19 protein-coding genes and 2 pseudogenes are annotated in these 26,043 nt (G+C 75.1%); 9 read left to right on the forward strand and 12 right to left on the reverse strand.

Features of this window, described 5'->3' with window-relative positions:
* Positions 1 to 157 precede the first annotated feature (157 nt).
* Both NRK68_RS03155 and NRK68_RS03160 read right to left on the reverse strand, forming a co-directional pair.
* Positions 158 to 1,603, reverse strand: a pseudogene (locus tag NRK68_RS03155) (ATP-binding protein); the annotation flags it as partial.
* Entirely contained in the window at positions 1,600 to 3,276 is a 1,677-nt protein-coding gene (locus tag NRK68_RS03160; RefSeq protein ID WP_257854829.1) for an NAD(P)/FAD-dependent oxidoreductase, read from the reverse strand. The pseudogene NRK68_RS03155 and the gene NRK68_RS03160, both read right to left, overlap by 4 nt.
* 238 nt (positions 3,277 to 3,514) lie before the next feature.
* Here NRK68_RS03160 and NRK68_RS03165 point away from each other — a divergent pair, with 238 nt between their 5' ends.
* From NRK68_RS03165 to NRK68_RS03175, 3 genes are all read left to right on the forward strand, one after another.
* Positions 3,515 to 4,039, forward strand: a complete 525-nt coding sequence (locus NRK68_RS03165; protein WP_257854830.1) for a hypothetical protein — start codon at positions 3,515 to 3,517, stop codon at positions 4,037 to 4,039.
* Between the two features lie 69 nt (positions 4,040 to 4,108).
* Positions 4,109 to 5,920, forward strand: a complete 1,812-nt coding sequence (locus tag NRK68_RS03170) for an RNA ligase family protein (protein ID WP_257854832.1) — start codon at positions 4,109 to 4,111, stop codon at positions 5,918 to 5,920.
* Positions 5,907 to 8,786 carry a poly(A) polymerase gene (locus NRK68_RS03175; RefSeq protein ID WP_257854834.1) on the forward strand — a complete coding sequence of 960 codons (2,880 nt, stop codon included), beginning with the start codon at positions 5,907 to 5,909 and terminating at the stop codon, positions 8,784 to 8,786. Before NRK68_RS03170 ends, NRK68_RS03175 begins: the two co-directional genes overlap by 14 nt.
* A 24-nt stretch (positions 8,787 to 8,810) precedes the next feature.
* Here the strand turns inward: NRK68_RS03175 and NRK68_RS03180 are convergent, their stop codons facing one another.
* The 3 genes from NRK68_RS03180 to NRK68_RS03190 all read right to left on the reverse strand — a co-directional run bounded on the left by NRK68_RS03180 (position 8,811) and on the right by NRK68_RS03190 (position 11,557).
* Positions 8,811 to 9,728, reverse strand: coding sequence for an NADP-dependent oxidoreductase (locus NRK68_RS03180; protein ID WP_183066237.1), 918 nt, complete (start codon positions 9,726 to 9,728; stop codon positions 8,811 to 8,813).
* Between the two features lie 123 nt (positions 9,729 to 9,851).
* Positions 9,852 to 10,448 (reverse strand): HD domain-containing protein, encoded by a 597-nt coding sequence (locus tag NRK68_RS03185; RefSeq protein ID WP_257854835.1) that lies wholly within the window; start codon positions 10,446 to 10,448, stop codon positions 9,852 to 9,854.
* Between the two features lie 32 nt (positions 10,449 to 10,480).
* Positions 10,481 to 11,557: an RNA ligase (ATP) gene (locus tag NRK68_RS03190; protein ID WP_257854836.1), complete on the reverse strand. Its 1,077-nt coding sequence runs from the start codon at positions 11,555 to 11,557 to the stop codon at positions 10,481 to 10,483.
* 203 nt (positions 11,558 to 11,760) lie between these two features.
* Here NRK68_RS03190 and NRK68_RS03195 point away from each other — a divergent pair, with 203 nt between their 5' ends.
* On the forward strand, positions 11,761 to 12,504 hold the full coding sequence (locus NRK68_RS03195; protein WP_183065844.1) for an SDR family NAD(P)-dependent oxidoreductase: 744 nt from the start codon (positions 11,761 to 11,763) through the stop codon (positions 12,502 to 12,504).
* A 35-nt stretch (positions 12,505 to 12,539) separates the two neighbouring features.
* Here the strand turns inward: NRK68_RS03195 and NRK68_RS03200 are convergent, their stop codons facing one another.
* Complete coding sequence (locus NRK68_RS03200) at positions 12,540 to 13,346, reverse strand: peptidoglycan-binding domain-containing protein (RefSeq protein WP_257854838.1); 807 nt, start codon at positions 13,344 to 13,346, stop codon at positions 12,540 to 12,542.
* 318 nt (positions 13,347 to 13,664) lie between these two features.
* The gene (locus tag NRK68_RS03205) at positions 13,665 to 15,002 is read right to left on the reverse strand and encodes an MFS transporter (RefSeq protein ID WP_308296036.1); all 1,338 of its coding nucleotides are present in this window, start codon (positions 15,000 to 15,002) and stop codon (positions 13,665 to 13,667) included.
* Between the two features lie 194 nt (positions 15,003 to 15,196).
* On the opposite strand from NRK68_RS03205, the gene NRK68_RS03210 reads away from it, so the two are divergent.
* A complete protein-coding gene (locus tag NRK68_RS03210) occupies positions 15,197 to 15,640 on the forward strand; it encodes a hypothetical protein (protein WP_257854839.1) in 444 nt (147 codons plus the stop codon).
* Positions 15,641 to 15,647: 7 nt separating this feature from the next.
* Here the strand turns inward: NRK68_RS03210 and NRK68_RS03215 are convergent, their stop codons facing one another.
* Positions 15,648 to 15,944, reverse strand: coding sequence for a hypothetical protein (locus tag NRK68_RS03215; RefSeq protein ID WP_257854840.1), 297 nt, complete (start codon positions 15,942 to 15,944; stop codon positions 15,648 to 15,650).
* A gap of 102 nt (positions 15,945 to 16,046) precedes the next feature.
* On the opposite strand from NRK68_RS03215, the gene NRK68_RS03220 reads away from it, so the two are divergent.
* Positions 16,047 to 16,499, forward strand: coding sequence for a hypothetical protein (locus tag NRK68_RS03220; RefSeq protein WP_257857754.1), 453 nt, complete (start codon positions 16,047 to 16,049; stop codon positions 16,497 to 16,499).
* A 61-nt stretch (positions 16,500 to 16,560) separates the two neighbouring features.
* Entirely contained in the window at positions 16,561 to 17,427 is an 867-nt protein-coding gene (locus NRK68_RS36710) for a GNAT family N-acetyltransferase (protein WP_308296037.1), read from the forward strand.
* On the opposite strand, the pseudogene NRK68_RS03230 reads toward NRK68_RS36710, so the two are convergent.
* Positions 17,418 to 18,382 (reverse strand): annotated as a pseudogene (locus tag NRK68_RS03230) (helix-turn-helix transcriptional regulator). The gene NRK68_RS36710 and the pseudogene NRK68_RS03230 overlap by 10 nt on opposite strands.
* A gap of 101 nt (positions 18,383 to 18,483) precedes the next feature.
* Between NRK68_RS03230 and NRK68_RS03235 the strand changes: the two are divergent.
* Positions 18,484 to 18,894, forward strand: coding sequence for a DUF3224 domain-containing protein (locus tag NRK68_RS03235; protein WP_183065838.1), 411 nt, complete (start codon positions 18,484 to 18,486; stop codon positions 18,892 to 18,894).
* Between the two features lie 111 nt (positions 18,895 to 19,005).
* Here NRK68_RS03235 and NRK68_RS03240 read toward each other — a convergent pair whose 3' ends face one another.
* Together NRK68_RS03240 and NRK68_RS03245 are read right to left on the reverse strand one after the other, a co-directional pair.
* Positions 19,006 to 21,738, reverse strand: a complete 2,733-nt coding sequence (locus NRK68_RS03240; protein WP_257854842.1) for a DNRLRE domain-containing protein — start codon at positions 21,736 to 21,738, stop codon at positions 19,006 to 19,008.
* A 190-nt stretch (positions 21,739 to 21,928) separates the two neighbouring features.
* Entirely contained in the window at positions 21,929 to 22,519 is a 591-nt protein-coding gene (locus NRK68_RS03245; RefSeq protein WP_257854843.1) for a helix-turn-helix domain-containing protein, read from the reverse strand.
* Between the two features lie 77 nt (positions 22,520 to 22,596).
* On the opposite strand from NRK68_RS03245, the gene NRK68_RS03250 reads away from it, so the two are divergent.
* A complete protein-coding gene (locus NRK68_RS03250; RefSeq protein WP_257854844.1) occupies positions 22,597 to 24,141 on the forward strand; it encodes an MFS transporter in 1,545 nt (514 codons plus the stop codon).
* On the opposite strand, the gene NRK68_RS03255 is transcribed toward NRK68_RS03250, so the two are convergent.
* Positions 24,065 to 25,999, reverse strand: a complete 1,935-nt coding sequence (locus NRK68_RS03255) for a glycoside hydrolase family 5 protein (protein ID WP_257854845.1) — start codon at positions 25,997 to 25,999, stop codon at positions 24,065 to 24,067. The two genes, NRK68_RS03250 and NRK68_RS03255, sit on opposite strands and share 77 nt — an antisense overlap.
* Positions 26,000 to 26,043: the final 44 nt, after the last annotated feature.

Here is a 26,043-nt window from a genome sequence, read left to right on the forward strand (position 1 = left end):
TGGCTCCTCGGCTGTCTCGGTTCCGGGCGCGGTCCCGGTTCCGGGCGCGGTCTCGGTTCCGGTCTCGGTTCCGGTTCCGGTCCCGGTCCCGGTCTCGGTTCCGGTCTCGGTTCCGGTTCCGGTCCCGGTCCCGGTCTCGGTTCCGGTCCCGGGTTCCGGTCCCGGGTTCCGGCGCGGTCAGGGGCAGCAGCACCTGGAAGCGGGTGTCGCCGGGGACGGACTCGACCTGGAGGCTGCCGTGGTGCTTGTTGACCACGATCCGCCAGGAGATGTCCAGGCCGAGCCCGGTCCCCTCGCCGACCGGCTTGGTGGTGAAGAAGGGATCGAAGATGCGGCCGCGGATATCGGCCGGGATGCCGGGACCGGTGTCGCGGAACTCCACCAGCAGCCGGTCGCCCTCCCGTGCCGTGCGGACCGTCAGGGTGCCGTCGCCCCCGGTGCTGCCGATGGCGAAGACGGCGTTGTCGACGAGGTTGGTCCACACCTGGTTGAGCTCCGCCGGGTAGGCGGGCACCTCCGGCAGGGAGTGGTCGTAGTCCTTGACCACCCGCACCCGGGGGCCGATCTTGCCGGACAGCATCAGCAGGGTGCTGTCGAGGAGTTCGTGGATGTCGACGACCCGGGTCGGTGCCCGGTCGAGCTGCGAGTACTGCTTCGCGGCGTCGACGAGGTGGGAGATACGGGTGGTGGAGTCGGCGATCTCGTCCATCAGCAGTTCGGTCTCGACGGAGTAGTTGAGCCAGCCGATGGCCCCGGGAAGGATGTCGGCGTCCACGGCCGCGGCGACCTGCTCCAGCCAGTCCACGTCCAGTCCGGCCTGCACGAAGGTCGGCGCGATCCGCCAGCCCTCCGTGAAGCCGTGGTCGTCGAGCCAGTCGGCGAGTTCGTCCTCCCGGTCGGAGGCCTCCAGCGGGCTGAGCGCCGTCGCCTTCGCCTTCGCGACGCGTTCCACGGTGCGTTCCTGGACCTCGATGAGGTCGGCGATCGCCTCGCGCGAGTAGTGGCCCTGGGCGATGACGGCCAGCTTGTGCCGCATCTTTGCGACGCGTTCGCGCAAGGTGGCGGTGGCCCGGACGGCGGCCGCTGCCGGGTTGTTGAGCTCGTGGGTCAGACCGGCGGACAACGACCCGAGGGCCAGCAGCCGTTCCCGCTGGCCGATGGCCCGCTGGGTGTTCTTCGCGCCGAAGAACAGCCCCTCCAGCAGGTGTGCGGCCATCGGGAACCACTCCTGCATGAAGTCGGAGAACGCCAGGGCCGGGAGCACGAAGAACCGGGTCGGCTCGGTCACTCGCATCGAGTTGGTGTAGGTCTGGGGCACCCGGTCGCCCAGGTAGGCCTGCATGGCCCCCGCGTACACGCCGCGCTGCGAGGTGCGGCTGACCTCGATGTCGTCGCCGCCGACCCGGCGGGACAGGACGACGGTGCCCTCGATCATCACGTAGAAACAGGAGGCGGGGTCGCCCTCGGTGTAGACGGGCCCCGCGTCGAAGCGTTCCACCCGTCCCTCGGCGCACAACTGGCCGAGTTGCTGCGGGGTGAGCTTCTCGAACAGGAACAGCGAGGCGATCTCCTGCGGGTCGCAGTGCACGTACTGCCCGCTCATGACTGCTCCAGGTAGCGGTGGACGAGCATCACGGCCATGGCTCCCTCTCCGACCGCGGACGCGACGCGCTTGGCGGACTGGGCCCGCGCGTCGCCCGCGACGAACACGCCGGGAATGTTGGTCTCCAGGTGGTAGGGCGGCCGGTCCAGCGGCCACTCGGCGGGCGGTCGCCCGTCGGGGGTGAGGTCGGGGCCGGCCAGGATGAAGCCGCGGTCGTCGCGCAGCACCGTGCCGTCCAGCCAGTCGGTCAGCGGGGCCGCGCCGATGAAGACGAACATCCATTGCGCGTCGACGAGTTCCGTCGCGCCGGTGTCGACGTCGCGCAGGGCCAGCCGCTCCAGGTGCTCCTCGCCCTGCGCCGACTCGACGACGGTCCGGGTCCGCACGGAGATGTTCGGCGCCTCCTCGATCTGCTGGATCAGGTAGTACGACATCGACACCGTCAGGGACTCGCCGCGTACCAGCAGGGTCACCGACTTCGCGCCCCGTGACAGGTACATCGCCGCCTGGCCGGCGGAGTTGGCGCCGCCCACGATGTACACGTCGTGCCCCTGGCAGGAGGCGGCCTCCGTGAGCGATGAGCCGTAGTACACGCCGCGGCCGGTCAGGTCGTCGCAGCCCGGCGCCATGAGCTGCCGGTAGGAGACGCCGGTCGCCAGGATGACGCTGTGCGCGGCGACGGACGAGCCGTCGGAGAAGCGGACGACGCGTGCGGGGCCGTTGACCTCCAGGCCGGTGACCTCCCGCGCGGTGAGGATCTCGGCGCCGAACCGGCCGGCCTGGCGGCGGGCGCGTTCGGTGAGCTGGGCGCCCGACACGCCGTCGGGGAAGCCCAGGTAGTTCTCGATGCGGGAGCTCTGCCCGGCCTGCCCGCCGGTCGCCGACCGCTCGACCAGCACGGTACGCAGGCCCTCGGAGGCCCCGTACACGGCAGCGCCGAGTCCGGCCGGGCCGCCGCCGATGACGACGAGGTCGTAGAAGTCGGCGGCCGGTGTCGTCGCGAGGCCCACGTGGGCGGCGAGGTCGGCCGCCTCGGGCTCGATCAGCACGGTGCACTCGGGGGTGACGACCAGGGGCAGCCGCTGCCCGTCGGCGCCGGCCGCCTCCAGCAGCCGACGGCCCTCGGGCTCGTCGGAGGAGTACCAGCGGTACGGCACCTGGTTGCGGGCCAGGAACTCCCGCACCTGCGAGGAGCGCGCCGACCAGCGGTGCCCGACGACCTTGGTGGCGGGGACGGGGCGGTAGTCGCTGGACCGCCAGGCGCTGAGCAGGTCGTCGACGACCGGGTAGAGCTTCTCCTCCGGCGGGTCCCAGGGCTTGAGGAGGTAGTGGTCGAGGTCGACGACGTTGATCGCGTCGATCGCCGCGTCGGTGTCGGCGTAGGCGGTCAGCAGGACGCGCCGCGCGCCCGGGTACACGTTCAGGGCCTGTTCGAGGAACTCGATGCCGTTCATCTGCGGCATGCGGTAGTCGGCGAGGATGACCGCGACCAAATCACCACGCAGTTTCAGCTCCCGCAGTGCCTCCAGCGCGGACTCACCGGACTCGGCCCGCACGATCCGGTAGCCGGCCCCGTAGTGGCGCCGCAGGTCACGGGCGACGGCACGGGAGACCCCGGGATCGTCGTCCACGGTCAGGATGACGGTCCGCGCTGGTTCGGCAGCCTGCGTCATAGGTCTCCCACGAGCGGCCCGGTCCGGCGGCGCGGCGAGCCGACCGCGCCGGTTCCCGCCCATCGTATGTTCGATCGTCCGGATCCGCTCCGGGCGGCCACGGAGCGTGCGTCCCCGGTGCACGGCTCGCTTCCGCCCGCCGGTCCGGCCGCCGGATGGTTCCGGGTCGGAGGGGAGCAGTCACCCGACCGTGTGACGGGTGCCGGTCCGGGCGGCGCCGGTGCGGCAGGGTGGTCGGATGCAGCTGCGCCGGGCTCTGCCCCTGACACTTGCCGCGCTCGTCATGGCCTCCGGATGCGTGACGGTGCACCCCTCCCCCGTACCGGACGCACCGCGCGCGGCTCCGGGTGCGGCTCCGGCGACGGCCGGGGACCGCGGACTGCCACCGGAACCCACGGCTGCCGCCCGGCCGTTGGTCCGGTTGCCTCCGTCGGAGGCCGCGGAGCCCGCCGCCGTGCCGGACGCGCGGGCGCCCGTACCGGCGTCCGTGCCCGCGGCCGGGCCGGTGTCCGGGCCGGCGTCCGCGCCGCGCCGGCCCCGGGCCGCCGCCCGGGAGCCGCAGCGCCCGCCCCGCAGGGCCAAGCACCCCAGGGCCTGGAAACCGGTGGAACCGGCGCGGCCCGCACCCCGGAAGAAGGCCCGCCGGCAGTCGGCGGCCCCGGTCCGGTCCCGCCCCGCTCCCGTGCGTTCGTACGACATGGCTCCCCTGTGCCGGGCGGCCGAGGGCACGGTGTCACCGGCCATCGTGGCCCTCTGCCGCTGAATTGGGTGGATCCGCCCGCCGCCGGATACCTACAGTGACGGCGGACCTGTCGTCGAGCCGGAGCGGATCATGCGCACCCACTATCCCCGAACGCCTCATCTGCCCTGGTCACCCGGGGCTTCGGCGGACGACGTCCGGTCGCTCGGACTGGCGGGGCTGACCGGACGCGAGGTCGTGGTCACCGAGAAGCTCGACGGGGAGAACACCACCCTGTACGCGGACGGGCTGCACGCCCGCTCGCTCGACTCCGGGCACCATCCCTCCCGGGCCTGGGTCAAGGGCCTGCAGGGGCGGATCGGCCCCCATATCCCCGCCGGGTGGCGGGTGTGCGGGGAGAACCTCTACGCCCGGCACTCGATCCCGTACGAGGACCTGGACAGCTGGTTCTACGGCTTCTCGGTGTGGGACGGGGAGCAGTGCCTGGACTGGGACCGGACCGTACGGTTCCTGCGGGGTCTCGGGGTGCCCGTTCCGCGGGTGCTGTGGCGCGGCACCTTCGACGAGCGGGCGTTGCGCAGGCTCAGGCTCGACACCGCCCGGCAGGAGGGTTACGTCGTGCGGACGGCCGCCGGTTTCTCCCGGGCGGACTTCGGCCGGTGCGTGGCCAAGTGGGTGCGGGTCGGGCACGTGCAGACCGACACGCACTGGATGTACGCGGAGGTCGTGCCCAACGGGCTCGGTCCGGCGGCCCCGTTGTGGGCGGTGCGCTCGGGTGCCGAGCCCGATGTGGCGGCCCTGTCCGCCGCCGTCGGCACGGACGGATCGACAGCCACGGGCACGACCGCCACCGCCACCGCCGAAACCGGCACCGGCACCGACGTGGTCGCCGAGGTCACCGCCCGGATCGACGCCTCGGGGCGGACCGGCGACGACCGGCTGGCCGGAGTGCTCGCCGCCGTGCTGCGCCGCGCACCGCGTGCCCGGACGGCCGCGCGGCTCGCGGCCGGTCCGGCCGGGATGCCGCTCGCACGGCGGGTCGGCGACCTGCTGGGCCTGTACCCGTACCTCCAGCGGCCGTTCTCCGACGCGGACCGGCGGGCCGGACTCGTACGGATGGCCGCGGCGGCCGATCTCGGGGTGCTGCACGCGCTCGCCGGGGCGCTGGCCGACGGGCCGCAGGCGCGGGAGTGCGTGGAGTGGTCCGCGCTGTGGGCCGAGGAGGCGGGGCTGCTGGGAGGCCCGGATCCGCTGGAGGCCCTGCGGACCGCGCTGCGGGAGCCCCTCGCCGGGCTGGGCGCGGCCGCGGCCGACCGCTGCTGGGCGGAGGCCCGGCGGGCGTTCGCGGACGGCAGGATCTCCGGTTCCGTGGTGGAGGAGGCGGTGGCGGCGACGTGGCAGTGGCGTGACGGATCGTTTCCCCGGCTGGTGCAGCTGTGCGGCCCCTCGGGCAGCGGGAAGAGCACCTTCGGCCGCGGCCTGCCCGGCGTGGACGCGTACGTCTCGCTCGACGACCTGCGCGGCGCCCGGGGTTCGCGCACGGACCAGCGGGCCAACGCCGAGGTGCTGAGCGCGGGCCTGGACCGGCTCGACGCCGCCCTGGCGCGCGGCGGGACGGTGGTGTGGGACGCCACGTCACTCACCGACCAGCAGCGCGGGCTGGCCGGTTCGGTGGCGCGCCGGCGCGACGCGCTGGTCACCCATGCCGTGGTGCTGGTCGAGGAGGCGGAGCTGGTGCGCCGCAACGGGGTGCGCCCGCATCCGGTGCCGCCGCAGGTGCTGACCTCGCAGCTGCACCGGTTCAGCCCGCCGTACGCGGGCCGGGCGCACCGTACGTGGTACGTCGGCGCCGGCGGTCGGGTGGAGGACACGGCGGGCACGCTCGCGCCCGGCCCGTCCACGTTCACGTTCACAGCGGGCGGAGGCAGCGATGCGCACCAGTGAGCAGCTCTACCACCAGGTCCGCTGGGACCCCCGGTTCGATCCGGCGCGGTTCGTGCTCGGCCTGCTCCAGCGCGGTGCGGCTCCCAAGCGGGTCCCGCTGCCCTCCTTCGTGCCCGGCGGGGACATCCCCTGGCACCGGGTGCTGTTCGTCGAGGCAGACGGCGAACTGGTGTGGGACCGGGCGACCGGTGTGGACCTGATCGACGTGACCGCGGCGGGCCGGGTCCACGATCCGCGCCTGCTGCGGGCCCCCTTCTTCACCGCCCGCACCCCGTACGCGTGGGATCCCTCGGGCGGCGGCGCGTGGCGTCCCGCGCGGGTGGCTCCGGCGGACGCCGCGGCGGCACCGTCCTCGGTGCGGCTGCTGACCTGGAACACGCTCTGGGACCGCTACGACGCCCCGCGGATCGCCACCGCGCGGCGCAGACCGCTCCTGCTGGACGATCTGGCCGTCGCGGACGCCGACGTCATCGCGCTCCAGGAGGTGGAGCCGGAACTGCTCGGCATGCTGCTGGCGGCGCCGTGGGTGCGGGCCGGGTACACCCTCGGCACGGACCCCGGCGGCCGGGACGTCTCCGCGTGCGGGCTGCTGCTCCTGAGCCGGCTGCCGGTGCGGGAGGCGGGCCTGCACATGTTCCGCCCGCACAAGGCGGTGACCGCCGTGACGGTGGACACCGCGGCCGGGCCGCTGGTGGTCGCCGGCACCCACCTGACCAGCGACCACACCGAGAACGGGCACGAGCGGCGGGAGGCCGAACTGGCCCGCCTGGCGGAGGGCCTGGGCGGCGTCGAGGCCGGCGTGGTCCTGCTGGGCGACTTCAACGACGGCCGCCACGGGACCGAGGGGCCGGCGCCCTCGCTCGGCATGCGCGACGCCTGGAGTGAGGTGCACGGGGCGGCCGACGCGACGCCGACCTTCGACCCGGCGGCCAATCCGCTGGCGGCGGTCGGTTCGCTGACGGGCCGGGCCGGCCGGCTGGACCGGATCCTGCTGGGCTCCGCCCCGGCCCGGGTGACCCGGGCGGCGTTGCGCGGCGACTCCCCCGCCCCCGACGGACTGTTCGTGTCCGACCATTTCGGGGTGGAGGCCACGGTGGAGTTCGGGGCGCACGGCGAGGCGCCGGCGCGGCTCGACGTGCCGGCGACGGTGCGGACCGCGGTGGCGTGGCTGCCGCCGGGCCTTCCGGACGCGGTGGGTGAGGTGCGCCGGGAGCACGACCCGGCGGCCGGCCGCTGGCCCGCGCACGTGAACCTGCTCTTCGGCTTCGTACCGGAGTCCTCCTTCGCCGAGGCCGTCCCGCTGCTGGCCGAAGTGGCCGCGGGGACCGCTGCGTTCGAGGCCCGGCTGGAGGGTGTGCACAGTTTTGGGCACCGTGAGGAGGCCACCGTCTGGCTGGATCCGGCGGCCGGCGGCGAGGCGCCGTGGCAGGAGCTGCGGCGGGCGCTGACGGACCGGTTCCCCGGCTGCCGGGGGCGTTCCGGCGGGCACGGGGGCTACACCCCGCATCTGACGCTCGGGCGCAGCCCTGACCCGCAGCGGGCCGTCGCGGAGTTCGCGGCGCGCCTCGGCGGGGGTCTGTCCGCGCGGGTCGGGGAACTGGCCGTGCTCTCGCGGCGCGGGGAGGGACCGATGCGGGTCCGGGCGACGGTGGCGCTGGGCACGGGCGAGGTGCGCTGGGCACCGGAGCCCCTTCCGGCGCCTCTTCCCGAAGCCCGGCCGGAGCCCGGGAACGATCGGGCCGAGGCGGTCACCGCGCGCATCGGGGCCGCGCTGCCCGGTGCGCGGGTGCACGTGGCCGGCTCCCGCCGGATGGGCTGCGCCCTGCCGGGCGCCGACCTGGACCTGGTGGCGGCGCTGCCGGGGACGGCTGACGTCGCCCGGGTGCGCGAGCAGGTGGCGGCCGCGCTGCCGCAGGCCCGGGGGCTGCGCGAGGTGACGGGGGCCCGGGTGCCGGGGCTGCGCTTCCGTGTCGGGTCGCTGTCCGTGGACCTGGTGGTGGTCTCCACCGGCGGCCTGGATCCGGCGCGTGCGGTGGAGCGGCGGTCCGAGCTGGGCGAGGCGGCCGCTGTCGCGCTGAGCGCGGTGAGCGACGCCGACGCCGTACGGGAGGCGGTGGGGGCGGAACATACCGCGTTCGCCGGGCTCGCGCGGCGGGTGAAGGCGTGGGCGCGGGCCAGGGGCCTGGACTCGGCGCCGTTCGGGGGGCTGCCGGGACTGGCCTGGTCGGTCCTCGCGGCGCACACGGTCCGGGAGGCGGGGGCCCTGCCGCCGGACGTCCTGCTGCGGGAGTTCTTCGGGCGGTGGGCGGCCTGGGACTGGCGCGAGCCGGTCGCGTCGGCGGGTCCGGTCGCCGGGCCGCTGCCGGTCACCTCGGCCGTGCCGGGCCCGGATCCGGTCACGGTCCTCACCCCGTCGGCGCCGGTGCGCAGTTGCACCGCCCAGGTGACACCGGGGCTGCGGGACCTCCTGGTGCAGGAGCTGTACGCGGCGTGGGAACTGCTGGAGTCGGGGGTCGGGGCGGATGCCCTGGCCGTGGCCGCGCCGCCGCCGCACCGCCGGCACGCCGCCTGGGCGGTGGTGACCGTACGGGCGGCCGAGGCGGAGTTCGAGGAGGTACGGGGCCGGGTGCGCGGGCGGTTGCGGGCGCTCCTCGGCGCCCTCGAGGAGGCCGGCGCCACCGGTGCGCACGCCTGGCCGCGCCCCTTCGAGTCCGGGCCGGGCCTCGCCCGGTACGCGATCGGCCTGGGCGCCGCGCCGCCGGACGCGGCGCACCTGGCCGGTCCGGCCGACCGGTGGCGGGCCGGCCTGCGCGGGGTCGAGGTGGCCTGGGCGACGGGCGGTGAGGTGCCGGATCTGGGTACCTGAACCGCGGGCCCTCGGCGGGCGGGATCAGACCTCGATGATGATCTTTCCTGGTGTGTGGCCGCCCTGGCTGAGCTCGAAGGCCGCCGCCAGCTCGGCCAGGGGGAAGGTCCTCGCGACCGGCACCTTCAGCTGTCCGCTGTCGGCGAGCCGGCCCAGTTCGGCCAGATCGCTGCCGACGGGGCGGACCCAGATCCATTCGCCGCCGGAGCCGAGCACGCTGGGGTCGGCGATGGAGGCGTGCCGGCCGTCGTCGTGGAGGACCTCGCGGGTGACGCCGCCGACGCCGCCGACGAAGTCCGCGACGACGGTGGGCCCGTCGGGCACGAGGGCACGGACGCGTTCGGCGAGCCCCTCACCGTATGCGACGGGCTCGGCGCCGAGTGCGCGCACCCGGTCGTGATTGCGGGGGGAGGCGGTACCGATGACGCGGGCGCCCAGCGAGCGGGCGATCTGCACGCCGAAGGAACCGACGCCGCCCGCGGCGCCGTGGATGAGGACGGTGTCGTCCTGGCCGGTGCCGAGGCGGGTGAGCAGCTGGTAGGCGGTGAGTCCGGCGAGCGGTAGCCCGGCGGCCTCGGCCCAGCTCAGCGAGGCGGGCTTGTGCGCGAGGGCGCGTACGGGCACGGTGACGAACTCGGCGAAGGTCCCGCCGTGCACGTAGTCCTTGCGGGCGTAGGCGATGACCTCGTCGCCCTCGGCGTACTCGGGAACGTCGATGCCGACCTTCTCGACCGTGCCGGCGACGTCCCAGCCGGGGACCACCGGGTAGACGACGTCCATGAGGGGGTCCAGCCCACCCGCCATGATCTTCCAGTCGACGGGGTTGACGGCGGCGCACTTCACCCGGACAAGGACCTCGCCGGGGCCGACCTTGGGCAGCGGCAGCCGGGTCTCGGCGAGCACCTCCGTCCCGCCGTACGTCTCGTACGCCATCGCCCGCATGGTTTCCTGGCCGCTCCGGCCCGACTCGGACATGTACCCGACCTCTCCGTGTGCTGGTGGACCCCGCCCCGGCCCATCCCACCACGCACGCCACGGCCCGGCCGGTCGGACACGACCGGCCGGTCAGGCGTACACCGGGAAGGCGGCCTGGAAGGCGAGCCGCCCGTCCGCCTCCTCGGCGATCCGGCCGAGCACCCCGTCGAGGTCCAGGTACGCGGCCCAGCGCTCGGCGCCCGTGGCCTCGGCGAGACGGTCCACCAGGAGGTCCTCCAGGTCCTGGACCCGCTTGCCCTTCCACACCTTGTCGGCGGTGCTGACCAACAGCTCCTCGATGCTCACGGAGCCCCCGTGCCAAGTCGCGTGGGTGGCGGCGAAGCGGGCCAGGTGGGCCGGGAACCCGTGCGCGAGCAGGAGTTCCCGGCCCGTCGGCTCGTGCGCGGAGCCCGGGCCGCTCAGCTCCGCGGTGTGCACCGCCTTGCCGATGTCGTGCGTGGCCGCCCCGAACAGCACGGCCTCCCGGTCGAACTCCAGGCCCGGGCAGTAGCCGGCCAGCCGGTCGGCCAGGTCGTGGGCGACGTCGTGGACGAGCCGCAGGTGCGCGGCCAGCCGGGGCGGGGCGGCGAGCGTGCGCAGCAGTTCGGACACGGCGGGCGGCAGAAGCCGCACGTAGGGGTCCCCGGGGGCGTCGAGTGCCCGGCTCAGTACGTCGGTGGCAGGCATCCGGTCACCCTAAGGGCTGTCCCGGGTGGTGATCACTCGTACTCCGTGCCGCCCTTGCGGGTCAGGTAGGCCGGGCTGACCGCCTTGGCGATGGCGCGGCCGCCCACGACCGGGCTGTACCGTTCGGCCGCCGGGCGGATGACCACGCCCTCCCGCAGGTGCACGGCCCGCCCGGACACCGTCTCGCGGCCGTCGGCGTGCTCCAGCACCGTGTCCAGGTCGTACGGGCCCTCGTACAGCCTTGGCACCAGCGGGAGTTCGCCGCCCGCGAGGACGGCGGCCGGGTCCAGCCAGCGGATCTGTCCGTCGATCTCGGCGGACACGTCGAAGACGGCGTATCCGGGCGGCGTGTCGGCGGTGCGCGCGTCGGTCCCGTACGCCAGGTCCTGGACGCCCGCGCCGTACACCTCGCCGAAGATCCCGATGCGGGTCGCGCCGAGGCGTTCGGCCAGCGCTTCGGCGACGGCGGACACCCCGTGGCCGCGTACGGCGCGCCAGTAGAGGTTGCGCTCGTCCTCCTTGAGGGCGAGTCCCTTGGCGCCGAAGCCCTTGGAGGAGACGATCGAGCGTCCGCCCTCGACGACGTACGTGAACAGGCTCGCCGTTCCGTGCAGCTTCTCGGTGAGGACGACGCTCTCGCCGGGCTCGAAGATGTGCGGGTAGCGCTGGAGGTTCTCGATGTCCACCCACGGCATCAGGTCGGCGGCGGCCTCGACGTCGCCGCTCATGGTGGTGGGGATGGGCGGGGCCCATTTGGTGATGCCGAGCAGTTCGGCGAAGTCGGTGCCCTCCTTGGCCGCCTGGACGAGGTCGACGTCGGCGAGGGCGCGGGGCCGGCACACCAGGCCCTGGGAGAGTTCGCCGCGCAGCCGGACGGCCTTGACCCGGTCGGCGTTGCCGCCGGCGAGCCGCCCGGTGAGGCCCAGTTCCTCGATCAACCCGGCAGGCAGGACGGCCTGTTCGGGTATGTAGAGGGCGAAGTCACCGGTGCGGTAGGCGCCCTTGGCGATCACCGCGCGGTAGAGGCCCACCTGGGCCAGTTCCAACGCGTCGGCGTTCGGATGGTCGTGGACGGTCAGCTCTTCGGCTGTGACGCGCAAGGTCGACATGGGTGGCTCCAACGGGTCGTCATGGACGGTACCGGCGGCCGCACTTGCGGACGGCAGGTGGTGCGGCACATCGGTGACGCCACTCTCCGTCCCGGCATTTTCGCTGGTCCAGCGATTATCACGGTGTTAGCCTGCCGCCCGGTGCGACGCGACGGGCGCCCGCACGCGCCCGCCCCACGATCCGCGTCCCGCTGGAGGCTCACATGTCACCTCGTCCGGTCACCGTCGTCACCGGCGGCAGCAGGGGCATCGGCGCGGCGACCTGTCGGCGGCTGGCCGCGGACGGGCACGACCTGGTGCTGGGTTACGTCCGCGACGTGGCGGCGGCCGAGGCGGTCGCCGCGCGCGTACGGGCCGCCGGGGTCCGCTGCGTGACCGTTCAGGCCGACACGTCCGAGGAATGCGCGGTCGAGCGGCTCTTCGACATCGCCGGCGCCGAGCTGGGCACGGTGACGGGCCTGGTCAACAACGCGGGGGTGACGGGGCCGCTGGGCCGGCTCGCCGACGCCCGCACCGAGGACCTGCGCCGGGTGGTCGAGGTCAACCTCCTCGGGTACCTGCTGTGCTGCCGCCGGGCCGCCCGTGACATGGCGGAGTCCGGGGGCGGGGCGATCGTGAACGTCTCCTCGGCGGCGGCGACCCTGGGCAGCCCCGGGGAGTACGTGCACTACGCGGCGACCAAGGCGGCGACCGACGCGCTGACCGTGGGACTCTCCAAGGAGCTGGGCCCGGACGGGATCCGGGTCAACGCCGTCGCGCCCGGCACCGTCGAGACCGGCATGCACGCCGCGATGGGCGACCCCGGCCGGGCGGCCCGCATCGGGGCCGCGACCCCGCTCGGGCGGCCCGGCCGGCCCGAGGACATCGCCGGGGCGATCGCCTGGCTGCTGTCCCCGGACGCCTCGTACACGACGGGCACGGTGCTGCGGGTCGCGGGCGGCCGCTGACCGGGCGCGTCCGGCGCCGGCACCCCCGCTCACCCCTACCCCCCCATGGCCGCCTGGGTGTTCGGGCCGTAGACGCCCTGAGGGTCGCCCTTGATGGACCGGTCGCGCTGGAGCTGACCGACGCCGCGCTTGGTCTGGCCGTCGTAGACGCCGGTGACGGAGACATAGGTGAAGCCCTGCCCCTGGAGCAGCTCCTGCAGGGCCCGCACCTCGGGCCCGCTGTCGCCCATGCGCAGGGTCGCGTACCCGCTCGACGGCCGTACGGCCGCGCCGGCCGCGGTGGACGGCTTGGCCGCCGGGCCCGTCGTCGTGGCCGACGCCCCGGTGGCCGAGGCGGACGGTGCCGCGGACCGGGCGGACACCGTGGGGTCGGGGGATTCGGCGCCGCCGCCCGGGCCGCCCGGAAGCGCGGGCACGGTCAGGTCGGCCGGCGCCTCGGCCCGGGGCGGCTGCGGGTCGGGGCCGGTCAGCAGGAGCACGAGGCCGCCCACGGCCGCGAGCCCGAGCACGGTGCCCACGGCCAGCGGGAGGCGGCTGCGGCGGGCCGGGCCCGCAGCAGGCCTGGCATGGCGGGCGGCGGCCGCCGGAGGCCTGGTGGGCCCGGTCACCGGTGCCGGAACTCCGTCGTCCGGGCGGTGCCCCCGGCCGCCCGCGAAACCGCCCGCGAAACCGTCCGCGGGGTCGCCTGCGGGGTCGTCCGCGGGGTCGGGGAAGGCGAACGGCCCGGACTGCGGCCAGGCGGGAGCCTCCGCTCGGGCCGGCGGGCCCGAGGGGGCGACGTACGGGCGTACGAACAGGGCGTCGTCGGGGGCGAGCCCGTTCTCTTCAGGATCCTGGGACATGGCTGTCTCCCGGCAGGGTCGGGGGCCGGCGCGGCGGTGCGGCGCCGGCCCCCGTCCGGCCGGTCAGGCTCTGCGCCGCCGGGCGGCGGGAGCCTGGGCCGCGCCGCCGCCGTGGGCGCCGGGCGTGCCGGGTGCCGGAGAACCGCCGATCGCGGGCGGGGCGAGCGGCGGGCGAACCGGTATGGACATCTGAGGTATCTCCGGGGTGCGGCCAGAACTGACGTTCGTGATCGGGCGCACTCTTGCCCTCCGGCACCGGCCGGGTCAAGCCCCATGTCCGATCTGATCCGGTCCACCCGTTCTGTCGGGTCCGATCCGTCAGCCGTTGCGCTCGGGGCGGCGCAGTGCCGAGGCCCGGACGGTGACGGCGGCCATGAGCATCAGGGCGGCCCCGCCGAGCGGAGCGGCGGGGGCGGAGATCCCGTCGACCGCGAGGCCGCCGAAGAGCGCTCCTGCCGCTATGGCGAGGTTGAACATGGCCACCATCAGCGAGGAGGCCGCTTCCGTGGCCGCCGGCGCGGCCTTGGTCATCCAGCCCTGCACGCTCACCGAGACGCCTCCGTAGGCCAGGCCCCAGGCGAGCAGCAGCGCGGTTCCGGCGACAGCTCCCGGCAGGACCGCGATGAGCACGAGAATCACGGCGAGGGCGCCGCTGATCACGAACAGGCTCCGGTAGGCGTCGCGCGACCCGGCCAGGAAGTTGCCCGCGACGCCGGCGACGCCGTAGCCGAGCAGCAGGGTGCTGACGAACCCGGCGTCGATGCCGGAGACGTCCCGCAGGATCGGCCGGACGAAGGTGTAGGCGGCGAACTGCCCGGTGACCACGAGGAAGGTGACGGCGACTCCGGCGCGGACGGCGCGGTTCCCGCGGAACAGGGTGAGGAGTTCGGGGAAGGTGAAGCGCCGGGTGGGCGGGAGCGGGGGCAGCAGGACGACCAGGGCGGTCAGCGTGATGAGGCCGAGGACCCCGACCGCGGCGAACGCGGTGCGCCAGCCCCCGAGTTCGCCGAGCAGGGTGCCGGCGCGGACGCCGAGCACGGAGGCGGTGGGCACGCCCCCGAAGACGAGGGCGGTGGCCCGTCCGATGTGTCGCTCGGGGACGAGCCGGACGGCGATTCCCCCGGCTATGGCCCAGAACCCGCCGACGCTGACCCCGACGAGCAGTCGCGCCGCCAGTACGACCGCGAAGCCCGGGGCGACGGAGGCGGCGAGGTTGGCGGCCGCCGTCAGCGCGATGAGCACGCACAGGACGAGCCGCCGGTCGAGACGGCCGGCTCCGACGGTGACCAGCGGCGCGCAGAACGCGGCGACCAGCCCGGGCACGGTGACCATCAGCCCTGCGGCGCCGTCGGACACCCCGAGGTCGGCCCCGACGGGGGTGAGCAGCCCGACGGGCATCAGCTCGGAGGTGATCAGGCAGAAGATGCCGAGGGCGACCGCGCAGACGGCCGCCCACCCCTTCCAGGGGGCCGGGGCGGGAGCGGGTGGGGCGGGAGCGGGTCCCTGCGAGCCGGGTACGGCCCCGGGGTCGGGCTTCGGTGCGGAGGCGAGGGCGGCCTTCGGTGCGGACGCGGGGGCGGGGTGCGGCGCGGACGCGGCGGGCTCCCCGGGCTCGGGGGACGGTGCGGGACTGCCGGGCGCGGCGGCTGCTGTCATGGACCGGTGCTCCGTACGGGTCGATCTGCGGGCAGGATTCGGCCGCACGGGGCGTCGGAGGTCGCGCCTCCCCCGCCGCCCGTACGTCCGTGCCAATCTCGCACACGCCGCAGCCGCAGCCGTCGCCGCCCGGTGTCACCCGGATGCGTGAGGCGGGGAGCCAGGAGCGACGGGCCGTGCGGCAAGGTGGTCGGATGCAGTTACGCCGGGCCCTGCCCCTCTCCCTCGTCGCGCTCCTGGCGAGCGCCGGCTGTGTCTCCGTCGGCCCGCACGACCCGGCTCCGGCACCGGCTCCCGTACGCGGGTCCGTGCCGTCGGCCGACACGCCCGAGCGGTCCGCGCCGCCGGCCCTGCCCCTGGGGGAACTGCCCCCGGCCGTCCCGCCCGGGCCCGCCCCGGGCACCGCCCGGGAGCCGGTCGCGGAACAGGGACGGGCGTCCGCCGCGACCGCACCCCGCGAGCGGCCGCGCGCGAAGCAGGCGGCCTCGCCCCGGCGGAACCGGCTGCCCGGGTCCGCGACCGCGCACCCGCACCGCCGGCCGGCGCCGCCGCCCCGCATGGACGAGCTGTGCGCGGCCGCCGACGGCGTCGTGCCGCCGTCCGTCGTCGACCTGTGCCTGCGGCAGTACGGCCGCTGAGAACCCCTCAGGGACGGCGGCCGCAGGCGCGGGCGCAGCGCCGGGCCGTGTCGCGGCGGGCGGTGCGCAGCCGGTGCAGGGTGGTGTGGCCGCGGCGCTTCCACTCGCCCCGCGGCAGGGCGGCCCGCTGGCCGCCGCCCGCGATGAGGGCGTTGACCGGGGTCATCGGGTCGGCGGCGATGGCCTTGGCGAACAGGACGCCGATCACGAGCGGGACCAGGGCCACGGCGAGGGCCGAGCCGGCGGTGGTCACGTGCTGCATGCGCGGGCGGGCGGTCGCGCTGCTCGGGGCGTCGTAGGTCATGGCCCCATTCGACCAGCGGCGGCGTTCGGGGGAATCGGGGCGGATACTCAGTCCGTCGGGCGTGAGGTACTCAGAAGGGCCAGTGGTGGGGTGGTGACGGAGGTGACGGATCCGGGGCGGGGCTTCGATCCGGCGACCGGGGACGGTGCGGAGGTGCCGGCCGGGCGGCGGGAGGCGGAGCTGCGCACGGCCTACGAGGGGCTGTTGCAGATCAGGCGTCTGGTCAACGGCCCGGCGGGCGCGGGGGTTCCCGCGCCGTGGGAGGTGGCGCGACCGGCGCGCGCGGTGGCCCTCGTGCTGGAGGCGTCGGGGATCACGCCGTCGGCGGTGGACGGGGAGGGGCGCCGTACGCGGACGGGCTACCGGGTGGCCGCCGTGTCCGGGGCGGGACGGGTGGAGGTGACCTGGGTCGGCCCGCCGGGCGGTGGTGCGGCCGGTGAGGAGCAGGAGCGTCTGACGGCCTGCGCGGCCGTGCTGGGGGAACGGGGCTGGGTGTGCCTGCTGTACCGCGGGCCCCGCGGGCGCCGCTTCCTGGAGGTGGAACCCCCGCGCTGACCGTGCCGGCCGGGGCGTAATCCGGTGGCCGGGAACCCTTGGCGGCGGCGAGACTGGCGCGATGGGCATGCTCGATACGCAGGCGGACCGTGTCGGCCGGGGCGAGACCGTGGAATTCCGGCCGACCGGTGGGTCGATGGTGCCGCTGGTGCACAGCCGGCAGCAGGTCCGGGTCGCTCCGGCGGACCCGGCCCTGGTCGAGGTCGGTGACATCGTGCTGGCCCGAGTGGCGGGCACGGTGTACCTGCACCTCGTGTCCGCGGTGGACGCGTCGCGCCGGCGCGTGCAGATCAGCAACAACCGCGGCCGTGTCAACGGCTGGACCGGGTACGACCGGGTGCTGGGCATCTGTCTGGCCGTGGACGGCGTACCCCGGCCGGGGGCGGCCGCGAAGGTGCGCCGGCCCCCGGTCCGGCCGGTCGCCCTCGCCACCGCACGCCTGGACCTGCTCCCGCTGCTGCCGGAGCACGCCGACGAGATGAGTCTCGTCCTCGCCGATCCCGCGCTGCACGCCTTCACCGGGGGCGCGCCCCTGTCTCGGGAGGCGCTGCGGGCTCGCTACGAGCGGCTCACCGCCGGCTCCCCCGACCCGGTGGTGGTCTGGGCGAACTGGGTGCTGCGCCTGCGGGGGCCGGGGAGGCTGGTGGGCACCGTCCAGGCCACCATCACCCCGTCGCAGGGCCTCGCCGAAGTGGCCTGGGTCGTCGGTGTCCCCTGGCAGGGCCTCGGTTTCGCCTCGGAGGCCGCCCGCGCGCTCACGGCCTGGCTGGAGCGGCTCCCCGTCGACCGTCTGGTCGCCCACGTCCATCCGGACCACGCCGCGTCGGCGGCGGTCGCGAGGGCCTGCGGCCTCCGCCCGGCCGGTCACCGCCAGGACGGCGAGATCCGCTGGCAGTCCCCCGCCGTCCGGGCCGGCGCTCAGGCGTAGCGGCCGGCGAGGGCGGTCACCGTCTCGGCGAGGGCGCGGCGCAGTTCGGGCGGTCCGAGCACCTCGGCCTCCGTGCCCAGGCGCAGGAGGTCGCCGACGGCGACGGCCTCGGACTCGACGGCGAGGCTGAGCCGGACCCAGCCGTCCGCGTCGGGCGGGCCCGCGTCGGCCAGGGCCCGGGTGCCCGCCGCCCCGAACTGCATGGGCAGCAGCTGCCGGCCGCGCGGGGAGAGGCGCAGCTCGGCGGTCTGCCGGTGAAGGGCGGCGCCGAGTCTGCTGGTGGACTCCTGCCAGTATGTGGCGAGTTCGAATCCGGCGGGCCGTTCGAAGCCCTCCTCGGCGGTGTCCACGGCGAGGAACCGGGCGACGCGGTAGGTCCGTACGGCGCCGTCGTCGACCCCGGCGACCAGGTACCAGATGCCGCTCTTGAGGACGAGGCCCAGCGGGTGGAGCGCGCGCCGTACCTCGCCGCGCCAGCGGCGGTAATGGGCGTGCAGGACCCGCTGGTCCCAGACGGCCTGGGCGATCCGGGCGAGGTGCGGGACGGGATCGGCGTCCCGGAACCAGGCGGTCGCGTCGAGGTGGAAGCGGTCCTGGATCCGCCGGGCCCGTCCGGCGAGCGCGGCGGGGAGCGCGGCCTGGAGCTTCAGCTGGGCGGCGGCCAGGTCGGCGCCGAGTCCGAGGTCCTGTGCGGGTCCGGGGCGCCGGCCAGGAAGAGCGAGCCGGCCTGGGTGTCGGTGAGCCCGGTGAGGCGGGTGCGGTAACCGTCGGCCAGCCGGTAGCCGCCGGCCGGGCCCCGGTCGGCGAGGACGGGGACGCCCGAGGCGCCGAGCGCGTCGATGTCGCGGTAGACGGTGCGCACGGACACCTCCAGCGCGGCCGCGAGTTCGGGTGCGGTCATCCGGCCGCGGTTCTGGAGCAGCAGGAGCAGGGGGAGGAGCCGGTCGGCGCGCATGGCACCCATTCTCGCCGTACCTGACAGAGGGTGTCAGGTACGGCTGCCAGCCTGGGTGCACGCCGGGCGGAGGGACCGTCCGGCCGGCCGGGAGGACCGTCATGCCCACGCCCGTAGAAACCGGTGGCCGCTTCACGTTCGCCGACTGGGAGGAGACTCCGGTCGGGCCGCAGGGGGCCACCCCTCGGCTCGCCCACGCCCGTGTCACCAACGCCTTCACCGGCGGTGTCGAGGCGGCCGGCACCAGCTGTGCGTACACGATCGCCTACGACGGTGAGAACACCGGGAGTTACAGCGGGATGGAGCTGGTGGCGGGCAGTGTCGACGGTCGCAAGGGCAGTTTCGTGCTGGAGGAGCGGGGCACCTTCGACGCGGGCGGCACCGTCTGCCGCTTCGAGGTGGTCCCCGGCTCCGGCACCGGGGACCTCGTGGGCCTGACGGGCTCCGGCGGCTTCACCTACCGCCACGGCGACACCTCCGTCGGGTACGCCTTCACCTACACACTGTCCTGACCTCGGGCCCGGAGGCGCCGAGGGGCGCGGACGTACCGGAGGAGCCCGGACGTGCCAGAGGGGCACGGGACCGGTGCGGTCCGCGCCCCTCCTGTCCGGCCGGCCGTCAGGTCACGGCGCGCCGAAGGTGAGCGTCAGCCGCGGAGTGCCCTCGGCCGCCTGCGCCTCGGAGGACCACAGCCACAGGGCGTCCGTGCCCGGGCTGGTCAGCGCCAGGCCGAGGCTGCCCCCGAGTGCTGCCGCGACGGATCCCGTGGTCAGCGTGGCGGTGTGCGCCGCCGAGCCGTCGGGGATCCCCGGGTAGGCGCCGAGGGCCGGAGCGCCCAGGGAGGGCCGGTTGGTGTACGTCGTCCCACTCTCGCTCCACGCTCCGGTGACCGGGACGACCGAGACGGTGTCCGTGGTACCGGCGCCGCTCATCGTGCTCGTCCTCACCCCGAGCGTGGCCGCCTTCAGCACCGTGCCCGCGGGCGCCGCCGGCAGGTCGAAGCGCAGGTAGCTCGTGTAGAACGAGGTGCCGCGGACGGCGAGCGAGGACGAGGTGCCGTAGTTGGTCCCGGGCGCTCCGGCGTTGGCGTAGGTGTCCTCGGCGGCGGTGACCTGGACCACCGAGTCGGCCGGGGCGGTGGCGAGGGCGTAGTGGTTCTGCACCTGCGCGGCGCTCAGAACGGTCGGGTAGACGGCGCTCTCGTCGAGCTGTCCCGCCCAGTACTCGCTCGTCGGGCGGTCGGGCCAGCCGCCGAGGCTGTCGCCGCCGGCGTGCCAGTAGCCGGAGAAGTTCTCGTGCGTGGTGACGGCGAGGGTGCCCTTCTGGACGCCGTCGACGTAGAGGGTCATGCCGCCGGGGCCCTGGGTCGCGACGACGTGGTGCCACGCGTTGTCGTTGTACGCGGTGGCGGTGGTGACGGTGCGGGTGGCGCCGGTGTAGACGCCGTAGACCAGCCGCCCGTTGTTGGTCATGTAGATGTGCTTGTCGTACTGATTGCTGCCGCGGCTCTGGTTGTTCCCGAAACCGAAGAGCTTGCCGCCGCGGGTGGTGTTCGTGCGGAACCAGGTCTCGATGCTGTAGGTGCTGCCCACGCTCTGCCGGTGGTCCCCGTACACCTGGGTGTCGGTGCCGTTGAAACCGATGGCCGTGCCGGTGCCGGAGACCGCGCCGGGCGTCTGCCGCAGGGCGGGGGCGTTCAGGTGCACGCCGGCCCGGTTGCCGCCGGCCGAGGAGTCCGCGACGAAGGGCAGGGCCGACTCGTCGTAGCGCCAGTACTGGGTGGCTCCGTCGGCCCGGACCTGGTTCGGGTATCCGTCCACCGTGGTCGGGACGGTCACGCTCGCCGTGGCGGACAGGGCGCTGGTGTTGCCTGCCGCGTCGGTGGCCGTCACCCGGTAGGTGTACGACTGGCCCGCCGCGACGGTGGTGTCGGTCCAGGAGGCCTGCGGGCGCTTGAAGAAGAGCGAGTCGGCCGTGACCGTGGCGATCGGCGTGGCCGCGCCGTTGCGGTAGACCTTGTAGGTCAGCGCGCTGTCGTCGAGGTCGAGGCTGGTGCGCCAGCGCACCTGGACCTCACCCGGCCTGAAGCTGACCGCGCTCGCCACGGGCACGGTGGGCGCGCCGGTGTCCCCGGTGGAGGCGAACCGGGTGAGGCTCTGCTGCGCGGCGCCGTTGACGGTGGTGAACTCACCGCCGACCCACAGGTACTCCACCCCGTTCTTCGACCCGACCGTCATCACGCGCGGGCCGATGCCCTCGCCGATGCCGTCGTTGGTGTCGGGGGCCCAGCCGAGCTTGCCGGTGCCCGTGGTGGGCTGGGCGAGCAGGTGGTGGCGCTGGCCGTCGGGGAACTCCCCCACGCTGGAGCAGTCGTGGGCGTGCGAGGCGCTGTAGAGGACCTGCCGGTACGGCAGCACGGCCTGGGTGGCGCCGAGGCAGGTGTCGCGCCAGCGCTGGCCGAAGCCGGGGAGGTCGAGCGCGATCCGGCCGTCGAAGACGCCGCCGCCGGTGCCCTCGTTGGCGGTGTAGAAGCCGGTGTCGTCGGTCGCGACGTCCTTGACGACGGAGTTGGTCTCGATGAAGCCGGGATACGCCTTGGTGAGCGCGCCGCTCGACGCGTCGACGACGGCCAGAGCGTGGGTGTTCGCACCGTTGACGGTGAAGAAGTCCCCGCCGAGGACGACGTTCTGCCCGTCGGGGGTGACCTCGACGGCGCGTCCCGGCTCGTCGGCATCGGCGGTGAAGGGCTTGAGCGCCCCGTCGGTGGCGCCGACGGCGGCGAAGCGCCCGCGCGGCTGGCCGGCGACGGTGAGGAAGTCGCCGCCCGCGTAGACGGTGTCGCCGGTGACGGCGAGGGCGCGGACGGTGGCCGCGAAGGCCGGGCGGAAGGCGGTCTTCACCGTGCAGCTCGCCACGTCGACGGCGACGAGGCTGGAGACGGCCGTGCCGTTGACCGCGCCGAAGTACCCGCCGGCGTAGAGGGTCGACTTGTCCGGGGACAGGGCGAGCGCCCGGACCGTCGCGGTGCCGGAGGCCACGGTGAAGGACAGTTCGCAGGAGGTGGGCGCACCCGTCGCGGCGTCCAGCGCAACGAAGTTCACGGCCTGCCGCTCGCTGCCGCTGCCGCCCGCGGGCGGGCGGACGGTGGAGAAGGTGCCGCCGGCGAAGACCTGGCCGCCTGCCTCGGCGAGGGCCCAGACGACGCCGTTGGGCTGCCACGTCGACAGCGCGTCGGCGGTGAACGCGACGGGCGGGGTGATGGCCGCCGCCTGCGGGGCGAGGGCGAGACCCAGCCCTGCTCCGGTTGCGGTCAGGGACAGGGCGAGCAGGGCCGCCGCCCCTCGGGATCTGCGCATGAACCCCCCAGTTGAGTGTGCGGTGCGGCCGGAAGGCGCCACTGGCGAGGCATGGCCGGAAACCGCCGAACAGGTGTCCGCGACGATGCTTACGGGCGCACCTTAGATCGGTTCGGCGCTCGGTTCACCCCACTTGGCGCATTTCGACGACGACATCGCGCCAGGGCAGCGGCGGTCGGCAGGAGACCGCCTACTGGCCTCGGGGTCTGGCACGGACGTGCATGCGCTCCCCCTGACGTCCGAACAGGCTGAGGATCTCCACAGGCCTCCCCGCGTCCGCGCCGGTGAACCAGTGGGGCAGCCGGGTGTCGAACTCGGCCGCTTCGCCGGGCCCGAGGACCAGGTCGTGCTCCGCGAGGACGAGGCGCAGCCGCCCGTCCAGTACGTACAGCCACTCGTAGCCCTCGTGCGTCCGCGGATCCGGCTCGGCGCCGCGGTAGGGGATCAGCATCTTGAACGCCTGGAGCGGCCCCGGACCCCGGGTGAGGGGGACGGCGGTGCCGCCGCCCGGCAGGGTGCGGGGGGTCAGCCGCACCCGGGGGTCGCCCACCTCGGGAGCGCCGACGAGTTCGTCGAGGGGGACGCGGTAGGCGGCGGCGAGCGGAAGCAGCAGTTCCAGGCTGGGCCGGCGCCCGCCGGACTCCAGCCGGGACAGGGTGCTCTTCGAGATGCCGGTCTCCTCGGAGAGCGCGGCGAGGGTGAGACCGCTCCGGGCGCGCAGCCGCCGCAGGCGGGGGGCGACCTGGTCGAGGACCGCTCGGTGGTTCGGTGGTGCGTCCATGCGGCCATTCCATCCCGCTGTCCCGGTATCGGCAACAACGTTTGCCGTTCGAGCCCGTCCGGCCCGACCCTCCCCGCATGAGTTCACCCAGAGCCTCCGGCCCCGGCGCCGGCGCGGCCCGGCCGGCCGGCGACCACCCGAGTGCCGTGCGCCCGGCTGCGGTCCGCCCCGCGCTCGCCGGGCTGTCCCTGTCCATGCTGCTGTCCGCGTTGGGCACCGGCCTCGCTCCCGCCGTCCTGCCCACCCTGGCGGACGTGTTCTCGGCCCCCTTCCGATCGGTCCAGTGGATCGTCCTCGCCCATCTCCTCGCCGTCACCGCCCTGGTGCTCGGTGCGGGACGGCTCGGCGACCTCTTCGGCCGCCGCCGGCTGCTCCTGGCCGGCCTCTCGCTGTTCACCGTCGCCTCGATGGGGTGCGCGGCCGCGCCCACGGTGGGGCTGCTGATCGCCGCCCGGGCGGTCCAGGGTGTCGGCACGGCCTTCATGCTGGCCCTCACCATGGCGTTCGTCGGCGAGACGGTCCCCCGGGAGGGCGTCGGCCGTGCCATGGGGCTGCTCGGCACGATGTCCGCGGTCGGCACCGCCCTCGGACCCTCCCTGGGCGGTGCGCTGACCGCCGCGTTCGGCTGGCGGGCGGTCTTCCTGGCTCCCGTCCCGCTGGGCATCGCCGCACTGCTGCTCGTCCGGCGTCATCTGCCCGCGGACCGGCAGGCCGCCGGGACCGGCCGGGCCCGGTTCGACACCGCGGGCACACTGCTGCTCGCCCTGGCGCTGACCGCCTACGCCCTCGCCATGACCCTCGGCGGGGGCGACGGATCCGGCCGCCTGCGCGCGGCGCTGCTGTGTGCCGCCGCCCTGGTCGCCGGCCTCTTCGTACGGGCCCAGGCGCGGGCGGCGTCACCGCTGGTCCCGCGCACGGTCCTGAGGACCCCGGGCCTGCGCGCGGGGCTGGCCACGAGCGCGCTGGTCTCCACGGTGATGATGACAACGCTGGTGGTGGGACCCTTCCAGCTCTCCCGTGCGCTCGGGCTCGGACCGGCGCTCACCGGCCTCCTCCTGGCGGTCGGGCCGCTGGTGGCGGCCGTGACCGGGATGCCCGCCGGGCAGCTCTCCGACCGTTTCGGCGCACACCGCACGACCGTCCTCGGCCTCGCGGCCATGGCGGCCGGTGCGCTGGCCCTGTCGGTGGTGCCGACGGGGCTCGGTGCCGTCGGCTACGTGGCCCCGCTCGCCGTGCTGACCGCCGGCTACGCGGTGTTCCAGACGGCGAACAACACGGCCGTCATGGCCGACGTGCCCCCGGACCGGCGGGGAGTCGTCTCCGGTGCACTGGGCCTCGCGCGCAATCTCGGGCTCGTCACCGGCGCCTGCGTCATGGGCGCGGTGTTCGCGCTCGCGGCGGCCACCGATGTCGCGACGGCGTCCCCCGCAGCGGTGGCCACCGGCACCCGGATCACCTTCGCTGTGGCGGCGGCCCTGGTCCTCCTCGCACTCGCGGTCGCGGCGGCCGGGCGCGCCCGGTCCGCCGCGGCCGGCGGGACGGGGCTCAGCTCCCCTCGGGGCCCGGCAGGGGTCGGCACAGCAGTGCGGCCGGGGCCGGACGCGAGGCGAACCGGGTCGTGAAGGCGATGCCCGCCGGGTACTCGGTGGGCAGGCACTGGCCCTTGTAGTGCCCGAGGGCGTATTCGCCGCCGGGGCTGCCGGGCGGCCGGTTGTCGCCGCGGTCGAACCAGAGCGTCCGGCCGCCCGCCGGGAGGGTGGTGCGGGCCGGGGCGCACAGCGCGGCCGAGACCCGGTCGCCGCGCAGGCTGTGGCCGATCATGAACTGACCGGCCGGGCACTGGAACTTCGTGTACCCGGTGGCCCAGTCGCCGCCGGCCGGGACGTACCTCTCGTCCCGGACCACGGTGTGCCCGCCGGCCGGGGCGCGCAGGCCGGAGCCGGTGCACAGGGCGCGGCCGCCGGTGTGGGAGAGGCCGCTGAGGCGGGAGCCGTCGGGGCAGACCGCCTTGCGGGCCCCGCTGTCCCAGTCCCCGCCGGCCCGGGTGAGCAGCGAGGCGTTGTGGTCGCGGTGGTCGGTGGTCAGCTGGTACCAGGCGGTGGTGGCGGGGACGGGCCCGGTGCGGGCGGGGGCGGCGAGGAGCCCGGACCAGCGTGCGGTGCGCCAGTCCCCCGCGTCCAGGACGCCGGTGCGGCGGCCGGCCGCGTCGTAGCGGAGCATCGCCCAGGTGTCGCCGCCGGGGGCGCCCTGGGCGTCGGTGCTCCAGCCGACGAGCGGCCAGTACGCGAAGTCGGCGTCCTTGGCGGCCAGTTGTCCGGTGAGGCGGTCGAACCAGGTGCGCGGGGCGGCGCCGGTCTCGTCCGCCCCGATGCCGAACTCGCTGATCCAGACGGGGGCGGTGAAGTGCGCGCCGGTCTCCGCGGAGACGAAGAAGGCCTGGTCGTGGAGGGTCTGTTCGAGCTGCGCGGCGCTCATGTCCTGGTAGCGCAGGTCGCTGGTCTCGCCGATGCCGGTGGCTCCGCTGTGGTGGGGGCCGGTGTAGCCGTAGAAGTGGGCGGAGTAGACCAGCTTGTTGGAGACGGCCAGGGTGTGCGAGAGGGTCCGTACGGGGGTGAGGGTGGGGCGGCCGTGCGGGAAGCCGTCCACGGGCAGGCCGAACCAGTTGATGCCCTCGACCACGATCAGCAGGTTCGGATTGGCCTCGGTGAGGATGCGGTCGGCGGCCTCCTGGGCGGCGGCGTGCCAGTCGCGGTCGTCGCCGAGTCCCCAGTTGGGGTCGTGGAGGACATCGCGGCGGACCTCGTTGTAGAGGTCGGCGCCTGCCACGCGCGGGTTGTCGCGGTAGCGGCGGGCGAGGAAGACCCAGTCGTCGGCCCACTGGGCCGTGGAACGCCCGCTGTTCCAGCGCTCGTTGCCGTCGAGGCCGCAGCACCAGCGGGTGGTGACGGTGTGGTTGTTGAGGATGACGGCGAAGCCGCCGTCGGTGAGGGCGGCGACCACGGCGTCGAAGACCTGCAGCGGGGTTCGTCCGCGCAGGGCCGGGTTGGCCGCGACGGCCGCGTCCGGGACCGGGGTGGTGGTGCGCAGCATCTCGTTGGAGAAGGGCAGCCGGATGCTGTTGAGGCCGAGCGCGCGGAAGTCGGCGAGGAGGGTGGGCAGCGGGACGCGGTCCAGGCCGAGGGGGATGCCGCTTGCGTTCTGGCCGCTGTGGTGCGTGGCGGGGTCGTTGCGGTCGCCGGAGCCGTTCCAGGAGCCCTGGGCGCCGTCCCAGTTGCCGGAGCGCAGGCGGAACCGGTTGCCCTGCGCGTCGACGATGTACCGGCCACGTGTGGAGAGCGGCGGGGTCCAGGCCTCGGCGGCGTTCGCGACGGGCGCCGGGGCGGCGCTCTGTACCGCTTGCGCGGCCTGCGCGGCCTGCGCGGGGACGGCGCCGGACGCCAGCAGGAGGGCGCACAGGGCGGCGCGTAACAGGCTCTTCATCGTGCTCCTGCCAGGAGGGTCGGCCACCCGGTCGGGCGGTTGCC

The sequence above is a fragment of the Streptomyces yangpuensis genome (genome assembly GCF_024666385.1).
GTDB lineage: Bacteria > Actinomycetota > Actinomycetes > Streptomycetales > Streptomycetaceae > Streptomyces > Streptomyces yangpuensis.